General features: G+C 72.4%; 14 protein-coding genes. 6 read left to right on the top strand and 8 right to left on the bottom strand.

Annotated elements, in window-relative coordinates:
- From PPSIR1_RS23280 to PPSIR1_RS23270, 3 genes are all read right to left on the bottom strand, one after another.
- Positions 1–1074 (bottom strand): protein kinase family protein (locus PPSIR1_RS23280; protein WP_006973614.1); only part of this gene is annotated, 1074 nt, incomplete at its 3' end.
- A gap of 26 nt (positions 1075–1100) precedes the next feature.
- Positions 1101–1724 (bottom strand): RNA polymerase sigma factor, encoded by a 624-nt coding sequence (locus PPSIR1_RS23275; RefSeq protein WP_006973613.1) that lies wholly within the window; start codon positions 1722–1724, stop codon positions 1101–1103.
- Positions 1725–1822: 98 nt separating this feature from the next.
- The gene (locus tag PPSIR1_RS23270) at positions 1823–2299 is read right to left on the bottom strand and encodes an Mpo1-like protein (protein WP_006973612.1); all 477 of its coding nucleotides are present in this window, start codon (positions 2297–2299) and stop codon (positions 1823–1825) included.
- Between the two features lie 83 nt (positions 2300–2382).
- Here PPSIR1_RS23270 and PPSIR1_RS23265 point away from each other — a divergent pair, with 83 nt between their 5' ends.
- Positions 2383–3141: a sugar phosphate nucleotidyltransferase gene (locus tag PPSIR1_RS23265; protein ID WP_269744728.1), complete on the top strand. Its 759-nt coding sequence runs from the start codon at positions 2383–2385 to the stop codon at positions 3139–3141.
- Here PPSIR1_RS23265 and PPSIR1_RS23260 read toward each other — a convergent pair whose 3' ends face one another.
- Both PPSIR1_RS23260 and PPSIR1_RS23255 read right to left on the bottom strand, forming a co-directional pair.
- Positions 3142–4293 (bottom strand): STAS domain-containing protein, encoded by a 1152-nt coding sequence (locus PPSIR1_RS23260; RefSeq protein ID WP_045116590.1) that lies wholly within the window; start codon positions 4291–4293, stop codon positions 3142–3144.
- A gap of 78 nt (positions 4294–4371) precedes the next feature.
- A complete protein-coding gene (locus PPSIR1_RS23255; RefSeq protein WP_006973609.1) occupies positions 4372–4758 on the bottom strand; it encodes a response regulator in 387 nt (128 codons plus the stop codon).
- 296 nt (positions 4759–5054) lie between these two features.
- Here PPSIR1_RS23255 and PPSIR1_RS23250 point away from each other — a divergent pair, with 296 nt between their 5' ends.
- The 4 genes from PPSIR1_RS23250 to PPSIR1_RS23235 all read left to right on the top strand — a co-directional run bounded on the left by PPSIR1_RS23250 (position 5055) and on the right by PPSIR1_RS23235 (position 10616).
- Positions 5055–6665 (top strand): BamA/TamA family outer membrane protein, encoded by a 1611-nt coding sequence (locus tag PPSIR1_RS23250; protein WP_006973608.1) that lies wholly within the window; start codon positions 5055–5057, stop codon positions 6663–6665.
- On the top strand, positions 6662–7363 hold the full coding sequence (locus PPSIR1_RS23245) for a hypothetical protein (RefSeq protein WP_006973607.1): 702 nt from the start codon (positions 6662–6664) through the stop codon (positions 7361–7363). Before PPSIR1_RS23250 ends, PPSIR1_RS23245 begins: the two co-directional genes overlap by 4 nt.
- Positions 7364–7366: 3 nt before the next feature.
- Positions 7367–9118, top strand: a complete 1752-nt coding sequence (locus PPSIR1_RS23240) for a sensor histidine kinase (RefSeq protein ID WP_006973606.1) — start codon at positions 7367–7369, stop codon at positions 9116–9118.
- Positions 9119–9326: 208 nt separating this feature from the next.
- Positions 9327–10616, top strand: a complete 1290-nt coding sequence (locus tag PPSIR1_RS23235) for a fibrinogen-like YCDxxxxGGGW domain-containing protein (RefSeq protein WP_157595875.1) — start codon at positions 9327–9329, stop codon at positions 10614–10616.
- A 75-nt stretch (positions 10617–10691) separates the two neighbouring features.
- On the opposite strand, the gene PPSIR1_RS23230 is transcribed toward PPSIR1_RS23235, so the two are convergent.
- A complete protein-coding gene (locus PPSIR1_RS23230) occupies positions 10692–11147 on the bottom strand; it encodes a hypothetical protein (RefSeq protein WP_006973604.1) in 456 nt (151 codons plus the stop codon).
- An 88-nt stretch (positions 11148–11235) separates the two neighbouring features.
- Here PPSIR1_RS23230 and PPSIR1_RS43605 point away from each other — a divergent pair, with 88 nt between their 5' ends.
- Positions 11236–11997 (top strand): helix-turn-helix transcriptional regulator, encoded by a 762-nt coding sequence (locus PPSIR1_RS43605; protein ID WP_157595874.1) that lies wholly within the window; start codon positions 11236–11238, stop codon positions 11995–11997.
- A gap of 18 nt (positions 11998–12015) precedes the next feature.
- Here the strand turns inward: PPSIR1_RS43605 and PPSIR1_RS23220 are convergent, their stop codons facing one another.
- Both PPSIR1_RS23220 and PPSIR1_RS23215 read right to left on the bottom strand, forming a co-directional pair.
- Complete coding sequence (locus PPSIR1_RS23220) at positions 12016–13356, bottom strand: hypothetical protein (protein WP_045116589.1); 1341 nt, start codon at positions 13354–13356, stop codon at positions 12016–12018.
- Positions 13357–13358: 2 nt separating this feature from the next.
- Complete coding sequence (locus tag PPSIR1_RS23215; protein ID WP_006973601.1) at positions 13359–14345, bottom strand: hypothetical protein; 987 nt, start codon at positions 14343–14345, stop codon at positions 13359–13361.
- Positions 14346–14355: the final 10 nt, after the last annotated feature.

Raw genomic sequence — 14355 nt, 5'->3', positions numbered from 1 at the left:
GAGGCCCCGGGCTCCGCTCTCGCGCACGTGGGGCGCGGCGTCGGCGGGGGCGGCCCAGCGCCGCGCGAGCCGTGCCCGGGTGTCCGCGTCCCAGGTGCCGCCGAGATCCGCGTCGTAGCGGGCGCACTGGGAGCTGCGCTCTCGCTCGGCGGCGCCGAGCTGGCCGTCCCGGGCCGCGCCCGTGTCGAGCGAGGTGGCCAGGGCGACGCTCAGCCCCAGGCCGAGGGTCGCCGCGCCGAGCCCCGCCAAGGCGGCGCGCCGCCGGACCCGAGACGCCCGTGAGACGGCGCGCAGCAGGGCCTCGGTCGTCGGCCAGTCCTGACGCAGGGCGGACCACAGCGCGCGCGGGGGGAGGTCCGCGGACAGGCTCCGGGGCGGCGCCTCGGCTGGGGACTCGGGCCACGACGCGTCGATGAGGAGCTGGGCGAGGGCGCGGCGATCCTGGGCCGCGTCGTGCGAGGAGCCGGGGAGGGGCAAGGGGGCGCTCAGGTAGCTCGCGCCGTCGCGCTCGACGAACACGCCCTGGTCGACGGCGCCGTGGACCAGGCCCGCGCGGTGCAGCGCGGCGAGGGTCTGGCCCACGCGCACGAACACCTCGACGAGCTCGGGCCAGCGCCGCTTGGCCTGCTGGGACCACTGCTGCAGGGAGACCCCCGCGCGCTCTTCGAGGACCACGTAGGGCCGGCCCGCGTGGGTGCCCATGTCGAGCAGGCGCAGCTGGTCGAGGGCTCTGGCGTCGCCGAGCTCGGCGAGGGCCTCGAGGCGTCCCCGCAGGCCCTCGAGCTCGGCGGCGTCGAGGCCAGCGAGGGCGTGCAGCAAGAGCACCCGGCGGCTCAGGGCGTCGTCGTGGGCGACGATCTCCGTGGCCGCGTCGCTCGCTCCCGGGCCGAAGGGGCGGGGCCCGAGGCGTCGCTCGACGCGGTAGCGGCCCACCCGCTCGATGCGATCACCGCCGAACAGCCGCCGCCGCGCCGAGCCGACGACGCGCCGGTGCTCGTGGTCCGAGCGCTTGGGGGCGAGGGCTCCGAGGCCGCTCGGATCGACCTCGGGCGGTGGGGCGTCGCTCGCCGGCATCGCTGGAGCTCCTGGAGGTCTCGGGGTCAGCTCTTTGCCGGGCCGCCCAGCTGCTGGCGGAGCTCCTCGGCCCAGCCGTTGAGGCTCTGGATGGTGCTCTCGAGCACCTCGGGGGACTCGGCCAGGGCGCGCATCGCCTCGTTGAGCTGCTGGCGCGCCTTGGACAGGCGCCGGCGGGCCGTGGGCGGGGCGATGTCGAGGATCTCGGCGACCTCGTGGCTGGGCAGGCGCTCCCAGTAGGTCAGCTCGAGGATGATCTGCGAGGCGATGGGCAGGCGGCGCAGGCTCTCGAGCAGCAGGCGGTGCTCTTGCTTCTCGGCCACGATGGTGCTCGGCCCGGGGGCCAGCTCGGCCATGGACTCGACCTCGGGGTCGACCTTGCGCCCGCGGGCCAGCTGGCGCAGGTGCTCGCGCAGCACGTTGTGGGCGATGCCAAATACGAACGAGCGGAAGGCCGAGCCCTCGCGCAGGCGGTGGTGGCCCTCGAGCAGGCGCAGGAAGGTCGCCTGGGTCAGGTCCTCCGCGCCCTGGCGGACCTTGTTCTCGAAAAAGCGCGCGACCGCGTCGACGTGGCGATCGAACAGCTCCTCGCCCGCTCCGTTGTCGCCGTCGCGCCAGGCCGCCAGCAGCTCCGAATCTGAAAGCCCCATCACCGCCACCGAGGGCGGATGGTAGCAGCTCCGTGTCGCTCGCAAACCCGCGACGAGGGCGCACTCTCGTGGGCAGGGCGGGCTTGGGCTGGAGCGCGTCAGGCCTCGGGCTCGGGCACGCTCAGGCCGAGCTCTTCGAGGGGATCGCCGGTCCACAGCTTGCCCATCGCCATCAGCCCCCACATGCGGAAGTCGCCGAGCAGGGACCACAGCGGATAGGTGAAGGTCGCGGGCTTGTTGTGCTCGACCTTGAAGTGGCCGAGCCAGGCGAAGAAGTAGGCCCAGACCACCCCGAGCAGCAGCCAGGGTTGGGACCACACCCCAACCGCGACGATGACCAGGAACACCGGCGCCGCGTTGCGCTTGCGCTCGATCACGTTGCCGATGGCCCCGAGGATGACCATCGCGGCGAAGGGCGGCCCGAAGCCGAGGGGGTCGCGGGCCAGGAAGTAGGCGAAGGTCCCGAAGAAGCCGGCCGTGCCCACGAAGTGGAGGGCTCGGCAGGTCGGGTTGCGGTGCTCGCCCAGGTAGTAGGGGAAGAACGCCTCGAAGCTCTGGAACCGGGCCTGTGACATGTGTGCTCTCCCACGGCGAAGGCTCGCGCGCGTGGCGGGAGCCTACCACGGGGCCGCGGGAGCCCTCGTGGTAGCGTCCCGGCGTGCGAAGCGTCGCCGTCCTCCTCGCCGCTGGAAAGGGCACCCGAATGCGCTCGGATCGAGCGAAGGTGCTGCACGAGTTCCGGGGCGAGGCCCTGGTCCTCCACCCTCTGCGCGCGGCCGCGGAGGCCGGGGTCGAGCGCTCCATCGTCGTGATCGGCCACCAGCGCGAGGCCGTGCGCGCCGCGGTGTCCGCGAAGGCGCCCGGGCGCGGCTGGGTCGTCGACTTTGCCGTCCAGGACCAACAAAAGGGCACGGGCCACGCGGTGCTGTGCGCCCTGCCGGGCCTCGACGGAGGCGCCGAGCAGCCCTTCGAAGGCGCGGTGTTCGTGCTCAGCGGCGACGTGCCCCTGCTGCGCGCCGCGACCCTCGGGGCCCTGGCCAAGGCCTGCGCCGAGAGCTCGGCGGGCCTGGCCCTGGCGACCTTTCGCCCCGCGGACGCCGGGGGCTACGGCCGGATCTTGCGCGACGCGGACGGGCGCGTCGTCGGCATCCGCGAGCACGAGGACGCGACCGAGGCCGAGCGGGCCATCGGCGAGTGCAACGCGGGGGTCTACTGCGTCCGCGCCGAGCACCTGCGCCGCGAGCTCCCGACCCTCGGCAGCCAAAACGCCGCCGGCGAGATCTACTTGACGGATCTGGTGGCCCTGCGCGCCGAGGCCGGAAGGGTCATCGCCGTCGAGGTCGACGCCCTCGAGGTCGCGGGCGTCAACACGCCCGAGCAGCTCGCCGAGCTCGAGGCCGCCGCGGAAAACCGCTAGCTAGTTCTCGCGCTGGAAGCCCAGCCCGGCCGCCAGGCTGCGCAGGGTGGGGATGCCCTCGAGGGCTTCGAGGGCCTCGGCCTCGCTCGACAGCGCGGCCGCGAGCTCGGCCCGGATCCCCGTGATCACCGGCTGCGTCCCGAGCAGCCTCAAGGCGCGGATCAGCCGGAGCAGGCGCGAGACGGTGCCGCTCTCGAGGCCGAGGACGCCGGTCAGATCGAGGATCACCGTGCGCACGCCCTTGTCGCGGACGGCGTCGAGGAGCTTGATGGTGGTCGACTCGAGCTTGTCCGCGCCGAGCTCTCCGGTCAGCGGGACGGCGAGGGTGCCCGCGCCGACCTCGAGCAAGGGGGCGGTCAGCGAGAGGATCTCGGCGCGCTGGGTCTCGACCAGGCGCAGGGTCTCGCTGAGGCGATCGATGTCTGCGCCCCGGGAGTCGGCGAGGGCCTGGGCCTCGACGCGCTCGGTGTCGTCGCGGTGCTCGACGAGGATGCCCAGCGAACCGGTGGCCGGGTCGCGCAGGGTCTGGGCCTCGACGATGAACCACCGGCGCTCGCCCTGGACCTGGACCTCGGCGAGCTCGCGGAAGCTCCGCCCCGCGCGGACCTCCGAGACGATGCGCGCGGGGACCTCGGGGTCGCAAAACCACTCGCGCCACGGGATCTTGCCCATGGTCTGCTCGCCAGCGAAGTTGGTCGCCAGGCTCGCGCCCTCGGTGTCCAAGAGCACGCCCAGGGTGCTCGTATACTGGGCGATGGCCATGGAGCGCTGGAGGGTGACGGCGGAGGCCTCGCTGCGGCGCTGGCTCTGGGTCAGCAGGCCCAGGCGGCCGTCCCCGATGTCGATGCCGCGCAGCTCGACCTGGGCCGTGACCGGCTCGCCCTTGGGGTAGAAGGTCCACTCGTTGTGGAACACCTCGCCCTTGCGGACGCGCTCGCAGCCCGAGCGGATCATCGCCAGGGCGCTGTGCGAGATGCCGTCGAGGTTGTCGCGGGCGTAGAGCTCTTCGGCGCTCTCGGCCTGGAGGAATTCGAGGGCGCGCGCGTTGGCCCACACGCAGCGCAGGGTCTCCATGTCGGAGACCCACACGGGGACCCAGGACTGCGCGAGCCCTGCGCGGCAGTCGGCGAGCTTGGGGAAGGTGGGCGCCATCGGGGGGGCGAGCATACTCCAAGCCGGGAGTCGCGGAGCCCATGGTCGCCCCATGTTCGAGAGATGCTCGGGGGCCGTTTAGGCCGGGCTCGGGCCCGCGGCCTCGGCCACCACCGAGCGCAATCGATCGATGTCGAAGGGCTTCTCGACGAAGTACTCGCAGCCCGCGGCCTCGGCCCGGTCGCGCTCTTGCTTCATGACGCTCGCGCTGACCACGACGATCGGGATGTCGCGCAGGGCAGCGTCGGCTTTGACGCGGCGGGCCAGGGTCAGCCCGTCGGTGTCGGGGAGGTCGAGGTCCAAGAGCATGGCCGCCGGCTTGCCCCGGGCGAGCTCGGCCTCGGCCTCGGTCACCCGAGTCGCGCGCACGATCGTCCACAGCCCCGTCGACTCCAGGAGCCGCTGCATCAGCGCGAAGTTCGCGTCGTTGTCCTCGACGACCAGGACCGTGCGTCGCGTACTCATCGGGCGATCTTAGGCAAGGGGTGCGCGGCGGTCGAATTTTGAGCGCGCCGAGGTGCGCCCGCGCACCTGGAGAAGGTCGGGGGAGCCAGCCATGGAGCCATGGAGGGGCTTTGAGGCTCGGGTCTCCGGGTGCCGTGTCTGCCGAGTACACTCCGACCGGCGGGCCCGGCGAATCCACGCTCGGCCACCCTCGTCTCTCCCCGCAGGCCTTCGAGCCCTCCCCGATCGTGACCCACACACTCTCCAAAGCGTCCCTGCGGACCCGCTGCGCGGCAGCCCTGGTCAGGGGGTTGGCCATGGTCGCCATGGTCGCGCTGGGCGGGTCGGGGACGGCAGGGGCGGCTCCGCCCGAGCTCGGGCCGGTCCGCGCGGCCCCCGAGCCCGACCCCGAGGAGCCCGCGCAGGGGGCCGGCGCCGACGTGGAGCCGGTGTCGTCTGGGGACGAGGACTTCGAGCTGGGGGCCACCGCCGGCGAGGCGGGGGGTGAGGTCGAGGGCCCCACGGAGCGCTCCGTCGAAATTGTCGCCCTGCAGATCCGCGGGCGCAAGCAGGTCACGGCCCGGCAGATCAGCGAGGCGCTCGAGGCCGAGGGCCTGGTCGAGGGCTCGCAGGTGTTCTGGCCCGAAGACCCGCGCATCGATCGCGCCCTCCAGCGCCTGCGCTCGACGGGCTACTTCGACCAGGTCGCGATCCGCCTCGTGCCCGTGGCCGACCGCGCCGACCAGGCCTCGCTGATCATCGAGGTCCACGAGAAGGGCTCGCTGCAGATCCGCGACATCCACGGCCAGGGCTCCGTGCTCACGCCCTTCGCCGGCGGCTTCGACATGGTCGAGCGCAACCTCGCCGGGCGCTCGGTCCACCTCGGGGCCGCGTTCGTGGTCGGCGTGCGCCCGGTGGGCCTCGAGACCAGCCCGGGGCCGGGGGAGGTCGGCGACGACCCCCGGCGGCAGCAGGCCTACAAGCTGTTCACCGAGCTCCCGGCCATCGCCGGCTCGTCCATGGGCGTGGCCGCGAGCGCCTACGCGATCTCGGCCAACGAGCCCTACCGCGTCAGCGGTGCCGGCTGGGACCCGAGCCCCAGCCACTTCGACACGATCCCCTACCAGCGCTACGGCGGCGTCATCGGGGTCACCGTGCCCTTCCGCGCCGACCTGTCCCTGGGCATCGACTTCCGCGTCGAGGCGATCCACGCCGAGCTCCCCGACTTTGGCGCCGAGCTGGGCCCCGAGCGGGTGTTCGCCGACGGGACCACGCTGCCCGTGGACCTGCACCTCGAGGACGGCCTGCACGTGCTGAGCACGGCGGAGTTCAGCTTCTCCTGGGACCAGCGCAGCCGCGCGGCGATCCTCGGCAAGGGCGGGCACATCCGCATCGACGTCGAGCTGTCCTCGCCGGCGATCGGCTCGCGCTACGAGTACCTGCGCGTGCTCATCGGCGGCGGCTACAGCTTCCGCCTGCCCTGGGGGCACTGGCTCACGCCGAGCGTGTGGGGCGGGCAGATCGCCGGCGACGCGCCGCGCTTCGTCGCGATCTTGCCTGGCGACATGGCCGACTGGACCCCCGGCCGGACCATGGGGCTGCAGTACTCCACGCGCTACCCCATCGACGTGTTCAACACCGGCGTCGACGAGCTCGATCTGGGCCTGCTCGGCGGGCGCGTCGACCTCGAGTACGGCGTCCCGCTGTTCCGCTTCCCGCAGACCTCCTTCCTCTACGGCGGCTACCTCTACGTGTCGGCCGGCGTGTTCACGCTCATGGGCGACGAGGCCGATCGGGCGCGGCGCGTCGACGCGGGCCTGCCCGGGGCGCCCGTCGGCCTCAACGGCAACTTTGGCCTCAAGCTCGACACGAGCATCGGCACCTTCGACATCTCCGTCGGCAGCATCCTCGAGAGGGCGCCGCTGTGAGCTCCAAGGGCCAGCGCGAGGGCCAGCGCGAGGGCGGCTCGAGGGCGCCTCGCTGGCCGCGGCGGGCCTTCCTGCGCGGGCTGGCGATCGTGGCCGTGAGCGCCCCGCTGATCGCGGCCGCCCCCGAGGCCCTGCCCAAGCGCAACGCCAAGGTCACCTACAACAGCGCCCAGGTGAAGGTCGCGTTCAAGGCCAGCGAGCTCCTGCGCGAGTCGGACAAGCAGGCCATGAAGTCGCTCGAGTCGGGCTGGGCGACGCGCCTGGTCTACTCCATCGCGGTGTTCGAAAAGGGCGGCAGCCGGGCGCCCCTCGCCACCCTCGGCGTCGAGGTCAAGGTCCAGTGGGACCCGTGGAACCGCGACTACATGGTCCAGACGCGGTTCGGCGGGGCCCAGCCGACCCTGCGCCGCTTCGCCGCCCGGGCCGACGCGATCAAGGCCGCGACCCACCTGCGCCTGGCCGTGGCCGACCTCGCGGCCCTGAGCATCGGCGAGGACCACGTCTACTTCGTGACCGTGTTCGCCCAGCGCAACCCCATCGAGGCTCGCAGCGCGGGCGGGGCCTCGGCGAGCGCGCGCGGCCAGGACCGCGACCTCGAGGTGTTCTCGCGCTGGGTCGGGATGTTCGTGCGCTCCCGACCCAAGGCCGAGCAGACCAGCGAGTTCCGCACGCAGCTGTTTTTCATCCCCGAGGACTGAGCCGTGGTCGAGGAGCACAGGGCGGGGCGAGGCGGGGGCGAGGGCAGGTCGAGGGCGGCGACCAAGGGCGGGCGCGCGCGGACCCGGCCGTCTCGGGCCCTGCTCGAAGAGCGCGGCGAGCTGCGCCAGCGCCCGCCGTGGTGGGGCCGGCTCGAGGCGCGGATCACCATCTCGCTCGTCGCCATCGGCATCCTGTGCGTGGGCGCCTCGGGCTACCTGGTCGCCCTGAGCGTGGGCTACTACGACCAGCTCAGCGCCCAGCAGGTCGCCGTCGAGCGCGAGGCCATCGAGCTCGCCGAGCCCTACTACGCCGAGCTCGCAGCGGCCCAGCGCGCGGCCTTCGAGGCCCAGACCGCGCTCTTGCCCCACGAGCTCGAGGGGGTCCTCGACGAGCCGAGGGCGGACCGGGCCGAGGTCGAGGCCTTCCTCGACGCCTGGCTGGTCGAGCACGACTCGGCCCTCGAGGTCGTCGTCGAGCCGGACCCTGGGGACCTCGAGATCGTCGTCTCGCGCGAGGGGTCGGGCGGGTCAGGGCGGGGGGGCATGGGCGGTGCGCCTCGAGCCGGCACGGTCCCGATCCGCCGGGCGCTCGGGCACGGCGAGGGCGAGGGCGTGGGCGGCAGCGTGCAGGTGACCTGGGCCGCCGACCCGGCCATGCTGCTCCGCCACCAGCGCCTCGGCGAGCTCGCGCGCAGCGTCGGCACCGTCGAGATTTCGGGCTCGGGCGGGGAGACGGAGACCGTCGAGCGCAACGACATCCAGCGCGCCATGGTCATGGCCATCGCCCTCGCCAGCGGCCTCGTGCTCTTCGTCGCCGTGCTCGCCGGGCTGATCATCGCCCGCCGGACCACGCGCAAGGTCTCCGACCTGTCCACGGTCATGCGCCAGGTCGCCTCGGGCAACCTCTCGGTCCGCGCCCCGCGCCTGGGCGCCGACGAGCTGGGGCTGCTCGCGGCCGCCTTCAACCTGATGCTCGACGAGCTCGAGGACACCCGCCAGCGCATCGCCTACCTCCAGCGCGTCGGGGCCTGGCAGGAGATGGCCCGGCGCATCGCCCACGAGATCAAGAACCCGCTCACGCCGATCCAGCTGGCCGTGCAGCAGCTGCGCGAGAAGGACCCCGGCAAGGACCCGCGCTTTTCGGCCATGCTCCGCGACGCCGTCGAGATCGTCGAGGACGAGGTCGAGAGCCTGCGGCGCATGGTCACCAGCTTCTCCGAGTTCGCCAAGGTCCCCGAGGTCAGCGTCGAGGCGGTGACCGTGGCGCGGATCCTCGGGGAGTTCGAGCGGGCCTACGGGCAGTTCGGCGAGGCCCAGGTCGAGGTCGCGCCCGCGCCCAAGCTCGCCCTGCTCGGCGACCGCCAGCTGCTCAAGCAGGTCCTGGTCAACCTCGTCGAGAACGCGGTGCTCTCGGCCCGGGAGGCCGGGGCCGAGCCCGTGCGCGTCCGGGTCTGCGCCGAGCTCAACCTCGAGGTCGGGCTGGGCGGCGCGGGCATGAGCGCGTCGAGCTCGGGGGAGGGGGCCGCGCCTGGCCCGGGCGTCGTCGAGCTGCGCGTCGAAGACAACGGCCCTGGCGTGGAGCTGGCCCGCCGCGAGCTCGTGTTCGAGCCTTACGAGACGACCCGCGAGCACGGCACGGGGCTGGGCCTGGCGATCGTCAAGAAGATCGTCCTCGACCACGGCGGCGAGGTCTTCGTCGACGAGAGCCCCGAGCTCGGCGGGGCGCGCTTCGTGCTGCGGATTCCCCGAGCCTGACCGGGGGGCTGGGGCCTTGGTGCCAAGGTTGTGGAACCGTAGTAATTGCCATATTCGCAGGGGCGAATTGGGACAGTTCTGCGGAGCCCGTCTAGAGACGGGGAATTGAGCCGTGCACGGCTCCCTGCGCCATAAATCAACGTCACGGCCATGTGAGTGCGCGCTTTGAGACTAGCCATTGCTGCGCGCGGCACTCATGCTCCCGGCCATGCATTGCTCGACCAAGCGTCACGCCACTTTGCCCTGCGCCCTCGTGCTCGCCCTCGCCGGCTTCGCCTGCACCGACGACGGCGGGACCCCGGGAGACGACGAGATCGGGGAGACCGACTCGACGGAGGAGTCGACGGACACGGACTCCGAGACGGAGACGGGGACCGAGACGGGCACCAGCGAGGACACGACGGAGACCGAGACCGAGACCGAGACCGAGACCGAGACCGAGACGGAGACGACGGACACGGAGACCGAGACGGAGACCGAGACCGACACCGGGACGCTGTGCGGCAACGGGGTCCTCGACGACGGCGAGGAGTGCGACGCGGGCATGGACAACGCCGACGACGCGGCGTGCACCAGCATGTGCACCAACGCCGTGTGCGGCGACGGCCTGGTGTTCGCCGAGCAAGAGGGCTGCGACGACGGCAACGACGACGAGACCGACGCGTGCACGACCCTGTGCCAGGCCCCGGCCTGCGACGACGGCATCGTCTCCGGCGACGAGAGCGACCTGGACTGCGGCGGCAGCTGTGATCCCTGCGACCTCGGCTTCGCCTGCGGCGGCGCCGAGGACTGCAACGGGGCGCTGTGCGTCGACGACGTGTGCGTCGTGGCCTCGAGCTGCAAGGCCATCAAGGACGCCGCGCCCGAGTCGACCGACGGCATGTACACCATCGATCTCGACGGCGACGGCCCCATCGAGGCCCTCGAGGTGTTCTGCGACATGACCACCGACGGCGGCGGCTGGACCCGCTGCGGGCAGATCAACGAGACCGGCCTGGGCGACGACGTGTGCGTGACCGAGTCGGACGCCTACCTCGCCCCCGACGAGCTGCTCAACAACAGCTTCTGCGCCCTGATGTTCGCCGACGTGAGCACCGAGGCGATGCTGATCCACAACCTGACCCCGGACGACGGCCAGGACTTCGGCGAGGGCGACAAGATCCGCATGACCTGGGGCGACAGCCCCATGACCCTCTACACCTACGACAACCACCCGATCAGCGACTGCCGCGAGCTCGAGTCCGACACGGTGTTCGCCGACTGCCAGTACTCGAGCCACAGCGGCAACCCCTGGCAGGCCTCGGCGTGGTCGTTCACCCGCGGGAACCTCAACAACGGCTACTCGGGCAACGCCAACCGCCGCGTGACCCTGGGCCCGAGCTTCGCCCCGGGCACCGCCAACTGTACCTGGCACAACTTCGGCGCCGAGACCAACGCGCGCAACGCCGCCAACACCTGGCGCGCGACCGAGAACGTCGGCGACATGTACCTGCGCTGAGCGTGGGCGAGCGCCTCCGGTGCAGGCTTCGTTGGCCGCACCGGAGGCGAGGCTGCGCGTGGCCGTCATCGACCATCAGCCCTGCATCAGGGTCCGCGTCACGCCCCACGCGAGCACCAAGAAGCCGCCGATCTCCCCGGCCGCCAGGGCGATCATGCTCCCGTGCACCAGCCCCGGCGGGACCACGCCGCGCCCGAGCCGGTGGGGCCGGCGCAGCTGGTTGTCCGTGTCGTCGAGCCAGCCGTGGATCAGGTAGGTCCCGACCGCGAAGGCGAAGAAGAACACGACCAGCGCCGCGGCCCCGAGCTCGACGGCGGGGGCGAGGGCGCTGAGCTCGACCATGCGCTCGAGCAGCAGGCAGGCGAAGGCGTAGAGCAAGGCCGCGCGGTGGCACACGCTCACGTACTCCGGGGCCTCGGCCTTGCCCTCGGCGTCGCGGCGGATGCCGGCGTACTTCCATACCCCGGTGGTCAGCCCGACGAAGAAGAAGGCCATGGCGCTGGCGATGGCGAGGACCTGAGCAGACTCCATGATCCTGGCCTAGCACGGGGCGCGGGCCGCCGGCTTGTACGAAGCTGTCGCGGCTGACGAGGGGGCGGCGCTGGACTACCCTGGGGTCGTGGCCCTCGCCCCCGCGCACGTCGACCTGTGGCCCGAGCGCGCGCTGATCGTCTCGAAGCTCGGGGAGGTCCGGCGTCACCGGCACGCCTGCGCCGCGCTGCTCGTGGGCCTCGACGGCGCCTTCGAGCTGCGCGGGCCTCGGGGCTGCGTCCGCACGCGCGCCGCGTTCATCCCCGCGGGCTTCGAGCACGCCCTCGACTGCGGCGACACGCTGATGGCCACGCTCTACACCTTCGCGCTGACCGGCGAGGCCGAGGCCCTCGCGGCGACGCTGGGTTGTTCGAGCCGGGACCTGGCCGCGGATCTCGAGCTGCCGGCGGGGTTGCGGACGTGGCTGCGCGGGCTCTACGACGCGCCGCTCATGCCCGAGGCGACGGAGGCCGGCTTGCGAGCGCGGCTGCTGCCCGAGCCCGCTCGCGCGCCCGTCGACGCCCGGGTCCGCGCCGTGGTCGAGCGCGTGCGCGCGGACCCCCGGGCGAACCCCTCCCTCGCGTCCTTGGCCCGGGAGCTCGAGCTGTCGCCGACGCGTCTGATGCACCTGTTCAAGGCCGAGCTCGCCGTGCCCTGGCGAGGCTTTCGCAGCTGGGAGCGCATGCGCGTGCTCGCGGCTCACGTGGGAGCTGGCGAGAGCTTGACCACCGCGGGCCTGGCCGCGGGCTTTTACGACTCCGCTCACCTATGCCGGGGCTTCCGCAGCGCCTTCGGCGTGCCGCCCTCGCGGGTACTCCACGGGGGGAGCCGGATCCGCGCGGCGCTCTGATTTGGAGCGCGTGGGAGTTCAGGGGTTGGACAGCAGCAGCCGGACGGGGGCGCCGCCGTGGACGCTGCCGAGCAGGTCGTCGATGCCGTCGTCGTTGAGGTCGGCGATGGCCTCGAGCTGGAAGTCGAAGGGGACGCTGGTGGCGAAGCCGAGCGCCCCCTGGCCGTCCCCGAGCAGGAAGTCGAACTCGGGCGAGCGGAGCACGACGTCGGGGTGCGCGTCGCCGTCGAAGCGGCCGACGAAGGCCCGGGTGTGGTCGACGGCGAGGGTCGGGCCGAGGGGAGCGAAGTTGCCCTGGCCGTCGCCAAGGCGGACGCCGAGGCTGTAGTTGGGGTGCTCGCCGGTGACCAGCACGAGGTCGGTCGCGCCGTCGTCGTCGAGGTCGCCGAAGGTGAAGCGGACCAGGTCGGAGACGGGCAGGGGCTGGATCTCGAAGCCGCCGACCCCGGGGACGCCGAAGGCGAGGAACAGGGTCTCGCCATCGTGGGCGCCGATGTCCGCGCTCGCGTCGTCGTCGACGTGGGCGACCTCGAAGGGCCACTGCACGGAGCCGAGGGCGGTACTTTGGGTGAGGAAGGTGCCGTCGCCCTGGCTGATGGCGCTGATCAGCTGCCCGTCGTGGGTGCCGGCGACGTCGAGGCGGCCGTCGCCGTCGAAGTCTCCGTAGTGGGGGATGAACAGGTCGGGGAGCCCGGGCTCGAGCACTTGGGCGTCGGCGAAGGTGCCGTCGCCCTGGCCCGGGAGGAGCAGCGCCTGGGGGCCGTCGAAGAACAGCAAGTCCGCGGTCGAGCCGTCGAGGACCGGCCCGGCGCCCACGGGGAGCACGTCGCTGTCGAGGAAGGGGAGGGCCTCGCCGATGTCCCCGCCCTCGGTGACCAGCCAGACCGCGCCGCCGATGCCTCCGTCGTGGGTCCCGACCGCCGCGCCCGTGCCCGCGCCCGCCTGGGCGCAGCCCAGGGCAGGCTGCAGGTCGAGGCCGGGCTGGAGCGGGCAGGGCAGGACCTCGGTGGCGGCGATGTCGAGGTGCCCGTCGCCGTCGAAGTCGTGGGCGAGGACCGTGCCGATCGCAGTGTCGAGCTCGGGGAGGTCGACGACCGCGTAGCAGATCTCTCCGGCCTCGGGGACGCCGTCGCCGCAGGTGTCGGGGCGCCCGGTGTCCGTGGAGTCGGAGTCGGTGGTCGTCGAATCGTCGTCGGAGTCGGAGCTCGAGCCGACCTCATCGTCGGAGTCGGAGTCGGAGTCGGAGTCGGAGCTCTCCTCGGAGCCCACGGTCGTCTCGCCAGCCTCGAGCTCGGGCTCGGCCGGGGCGCAGGCCGACGCCGCGAGGACCAGGAGAGCGAGGAGCGTCGACCGGGCCATGGTCACCAAGCGATGCTGTAGTCCATGGAGTGGCCGATGCGCTCGGAGAAGCGCCGCACCGAGCCCGCGGCCATCTTCTCGCTGGTGGTCACGGGGATCAGCGTGGTCAGCCACCCGCCGAAGCTCTGGGACTCGCGGGTCAGCGCGCGCGGGCCCGCGGCCGGGGTGTAGTCGATCTTGGCCATGCGCTTGCCGGCCTTGCCCAGCAGGTCGTAGAGGTCGCGGAACACGATGAAGGCCGTGTCGTTGGCGTGCACGCTCCAGTTGGCCACGGGCAGGAAGTCGACGAGGTGGATCAGCTGGTAGTTGAGCTGAATCCAAAAGTCCTCGGCGCTCATCTCGATGGGCGCGTTGTCGATGACCCGGGAGAAGCGGATCGACTTCATGGCGTCGAGGCGGCCGAGCTTGGCCCGCAGCTCGCGGCGCAGGGGCATGTCGTAGAGCAGGCGCAGGACCGAGGGGAAGGCCTCGATGTGGGTCCAGTCGAAGGCGGTCATGCGCTCGCGCAGCGCCGGGATCTTGTCCGCCGTCATAGCGAAGGTGTTGGTCCCCGTGCCGAGGATCGAGTGCAGCAGCAGGACCAGGGCCGAGTGCTCGGGGAAGTGCTGGGCCCCGTACTCGAAGCAAAAGTAGAGGTGGTCGAGGAAGGAGCCGTCGGCGTGCTCGACGTCGAAGTTGCACTCGTCGACCATGAACTGGATCAGCTCGGGGTCGACGGGCGGCAGGGGGTGCTGGCCGCGGGCCTCGTCGTAGGCGGTCTGGATGCGCTGGGCCGCGGGCTTGTCCCAGTGCGGCTCCTTGGCGATGCGCGTCTTGATCACGTAGCGCGCGGCCTTGCCCTCGAGCAGGTTGAAGATGGTCCGGTCGAGGTCGAAGTTGGGGATGGGCTCGACGCGGACTTTGCCGGCGTGGTCCTGGGCGCTGCCCCAGGCGATGGCGGCCTTGCGTTGGACGGTGGGGTCGGGTCGCTGCGCTGCGCTCTGAGTCATGGGCAGGCTC

It is taken from the genome of Plesiocystis pacifica SIR-1 (assembly GCF_000170895.1).
In the GTDB taxonomy this organism is placed as follows: domain Bacteria; phylum Myxococcota_A; class Polyangia; order Nannocystales; family Nannocystaceae; genus Plesiocystis; species Plesiocystis pacifica.
Note: the sequence above shows the minus strand (reverse complement) of the source record. Positions and strands in the feature narration are given on the sequence as shown.

What these genes read in the sequence shown, in the direction of transcription:
- PPSIR1_RS23275 (WP_006973613.1), bottom strand. Translation starts at nt 1,724, where the DNA reads ATGGGGCTTTCAGATTCGGAGCTGCTGGCGGCCTGGCGCGACGGCGAC.
- PPSIR1_RS23270 (WP_006973612.1), bottom strand. Translation starts at nt 2,299, where the DNA reads ATGTCACAGGCCCGGTTCCAGAGCTTCGAGGCGTTCTTCCCCTACTAC.
- PPSIR1_RS23260 (WP_045116590.1), bottom strand. Translation starts at nt 4,293, where the DNA reads ATGGCGCCCACCTTCCCCAAGCTCGCCGACTGCCGCGCAGGGCTCGCG.
- PPSIR1_RS23255 (WP_006973609.1), bottom strand. Translation starts at nt 4,758, where the DNA reads ATGAGTACGCGACGCACGGTCCTGGTCGTCGAGGACAACGACGCGAAC.
- PPSIR1_RS23250 (WP_006973608.1), top strand. Translation starts at nt 5,055, where the DNA reads ATGGTCGCCATGGTCGCGCTGGGCGGGTCGGGGACGGCAGGGGCGGCT.
- PPSIR1_RS23235 (WP_157595875.1), top strand. Translation starts at nt 9,327, where the DNA reads ATGCATTGCTCGACCAAGCGTCACGCCACTTTGCCCTGCGCCCTCGTG.
- PPSIR1_RS23230 (WP_006973604.1), bottom strand. Translation starts at nt 11,147, where the DNA reads ATGGAGTCTGCTCAGGTCCTCGCCATCGCCAGCGCCATGGCCTTCTTC.
- PPSIR1_RS23220 (WP_045116589.1), bottom strand. Translation starts at nt 13,356, where the DNA reads ATGGCCCGGTCGACGCTCCTCGCTCTCCTGGTCCTCGCGGCGTCGGCC.
- PPSIR1_RS23215 (WP_006973601.1), bottom strand. Translation starts at nt 14,345, where the DNA reads ATGACTCAGAGCGCAGCGCAGCGACCCGACCCCACCGTCCAACGCAAG.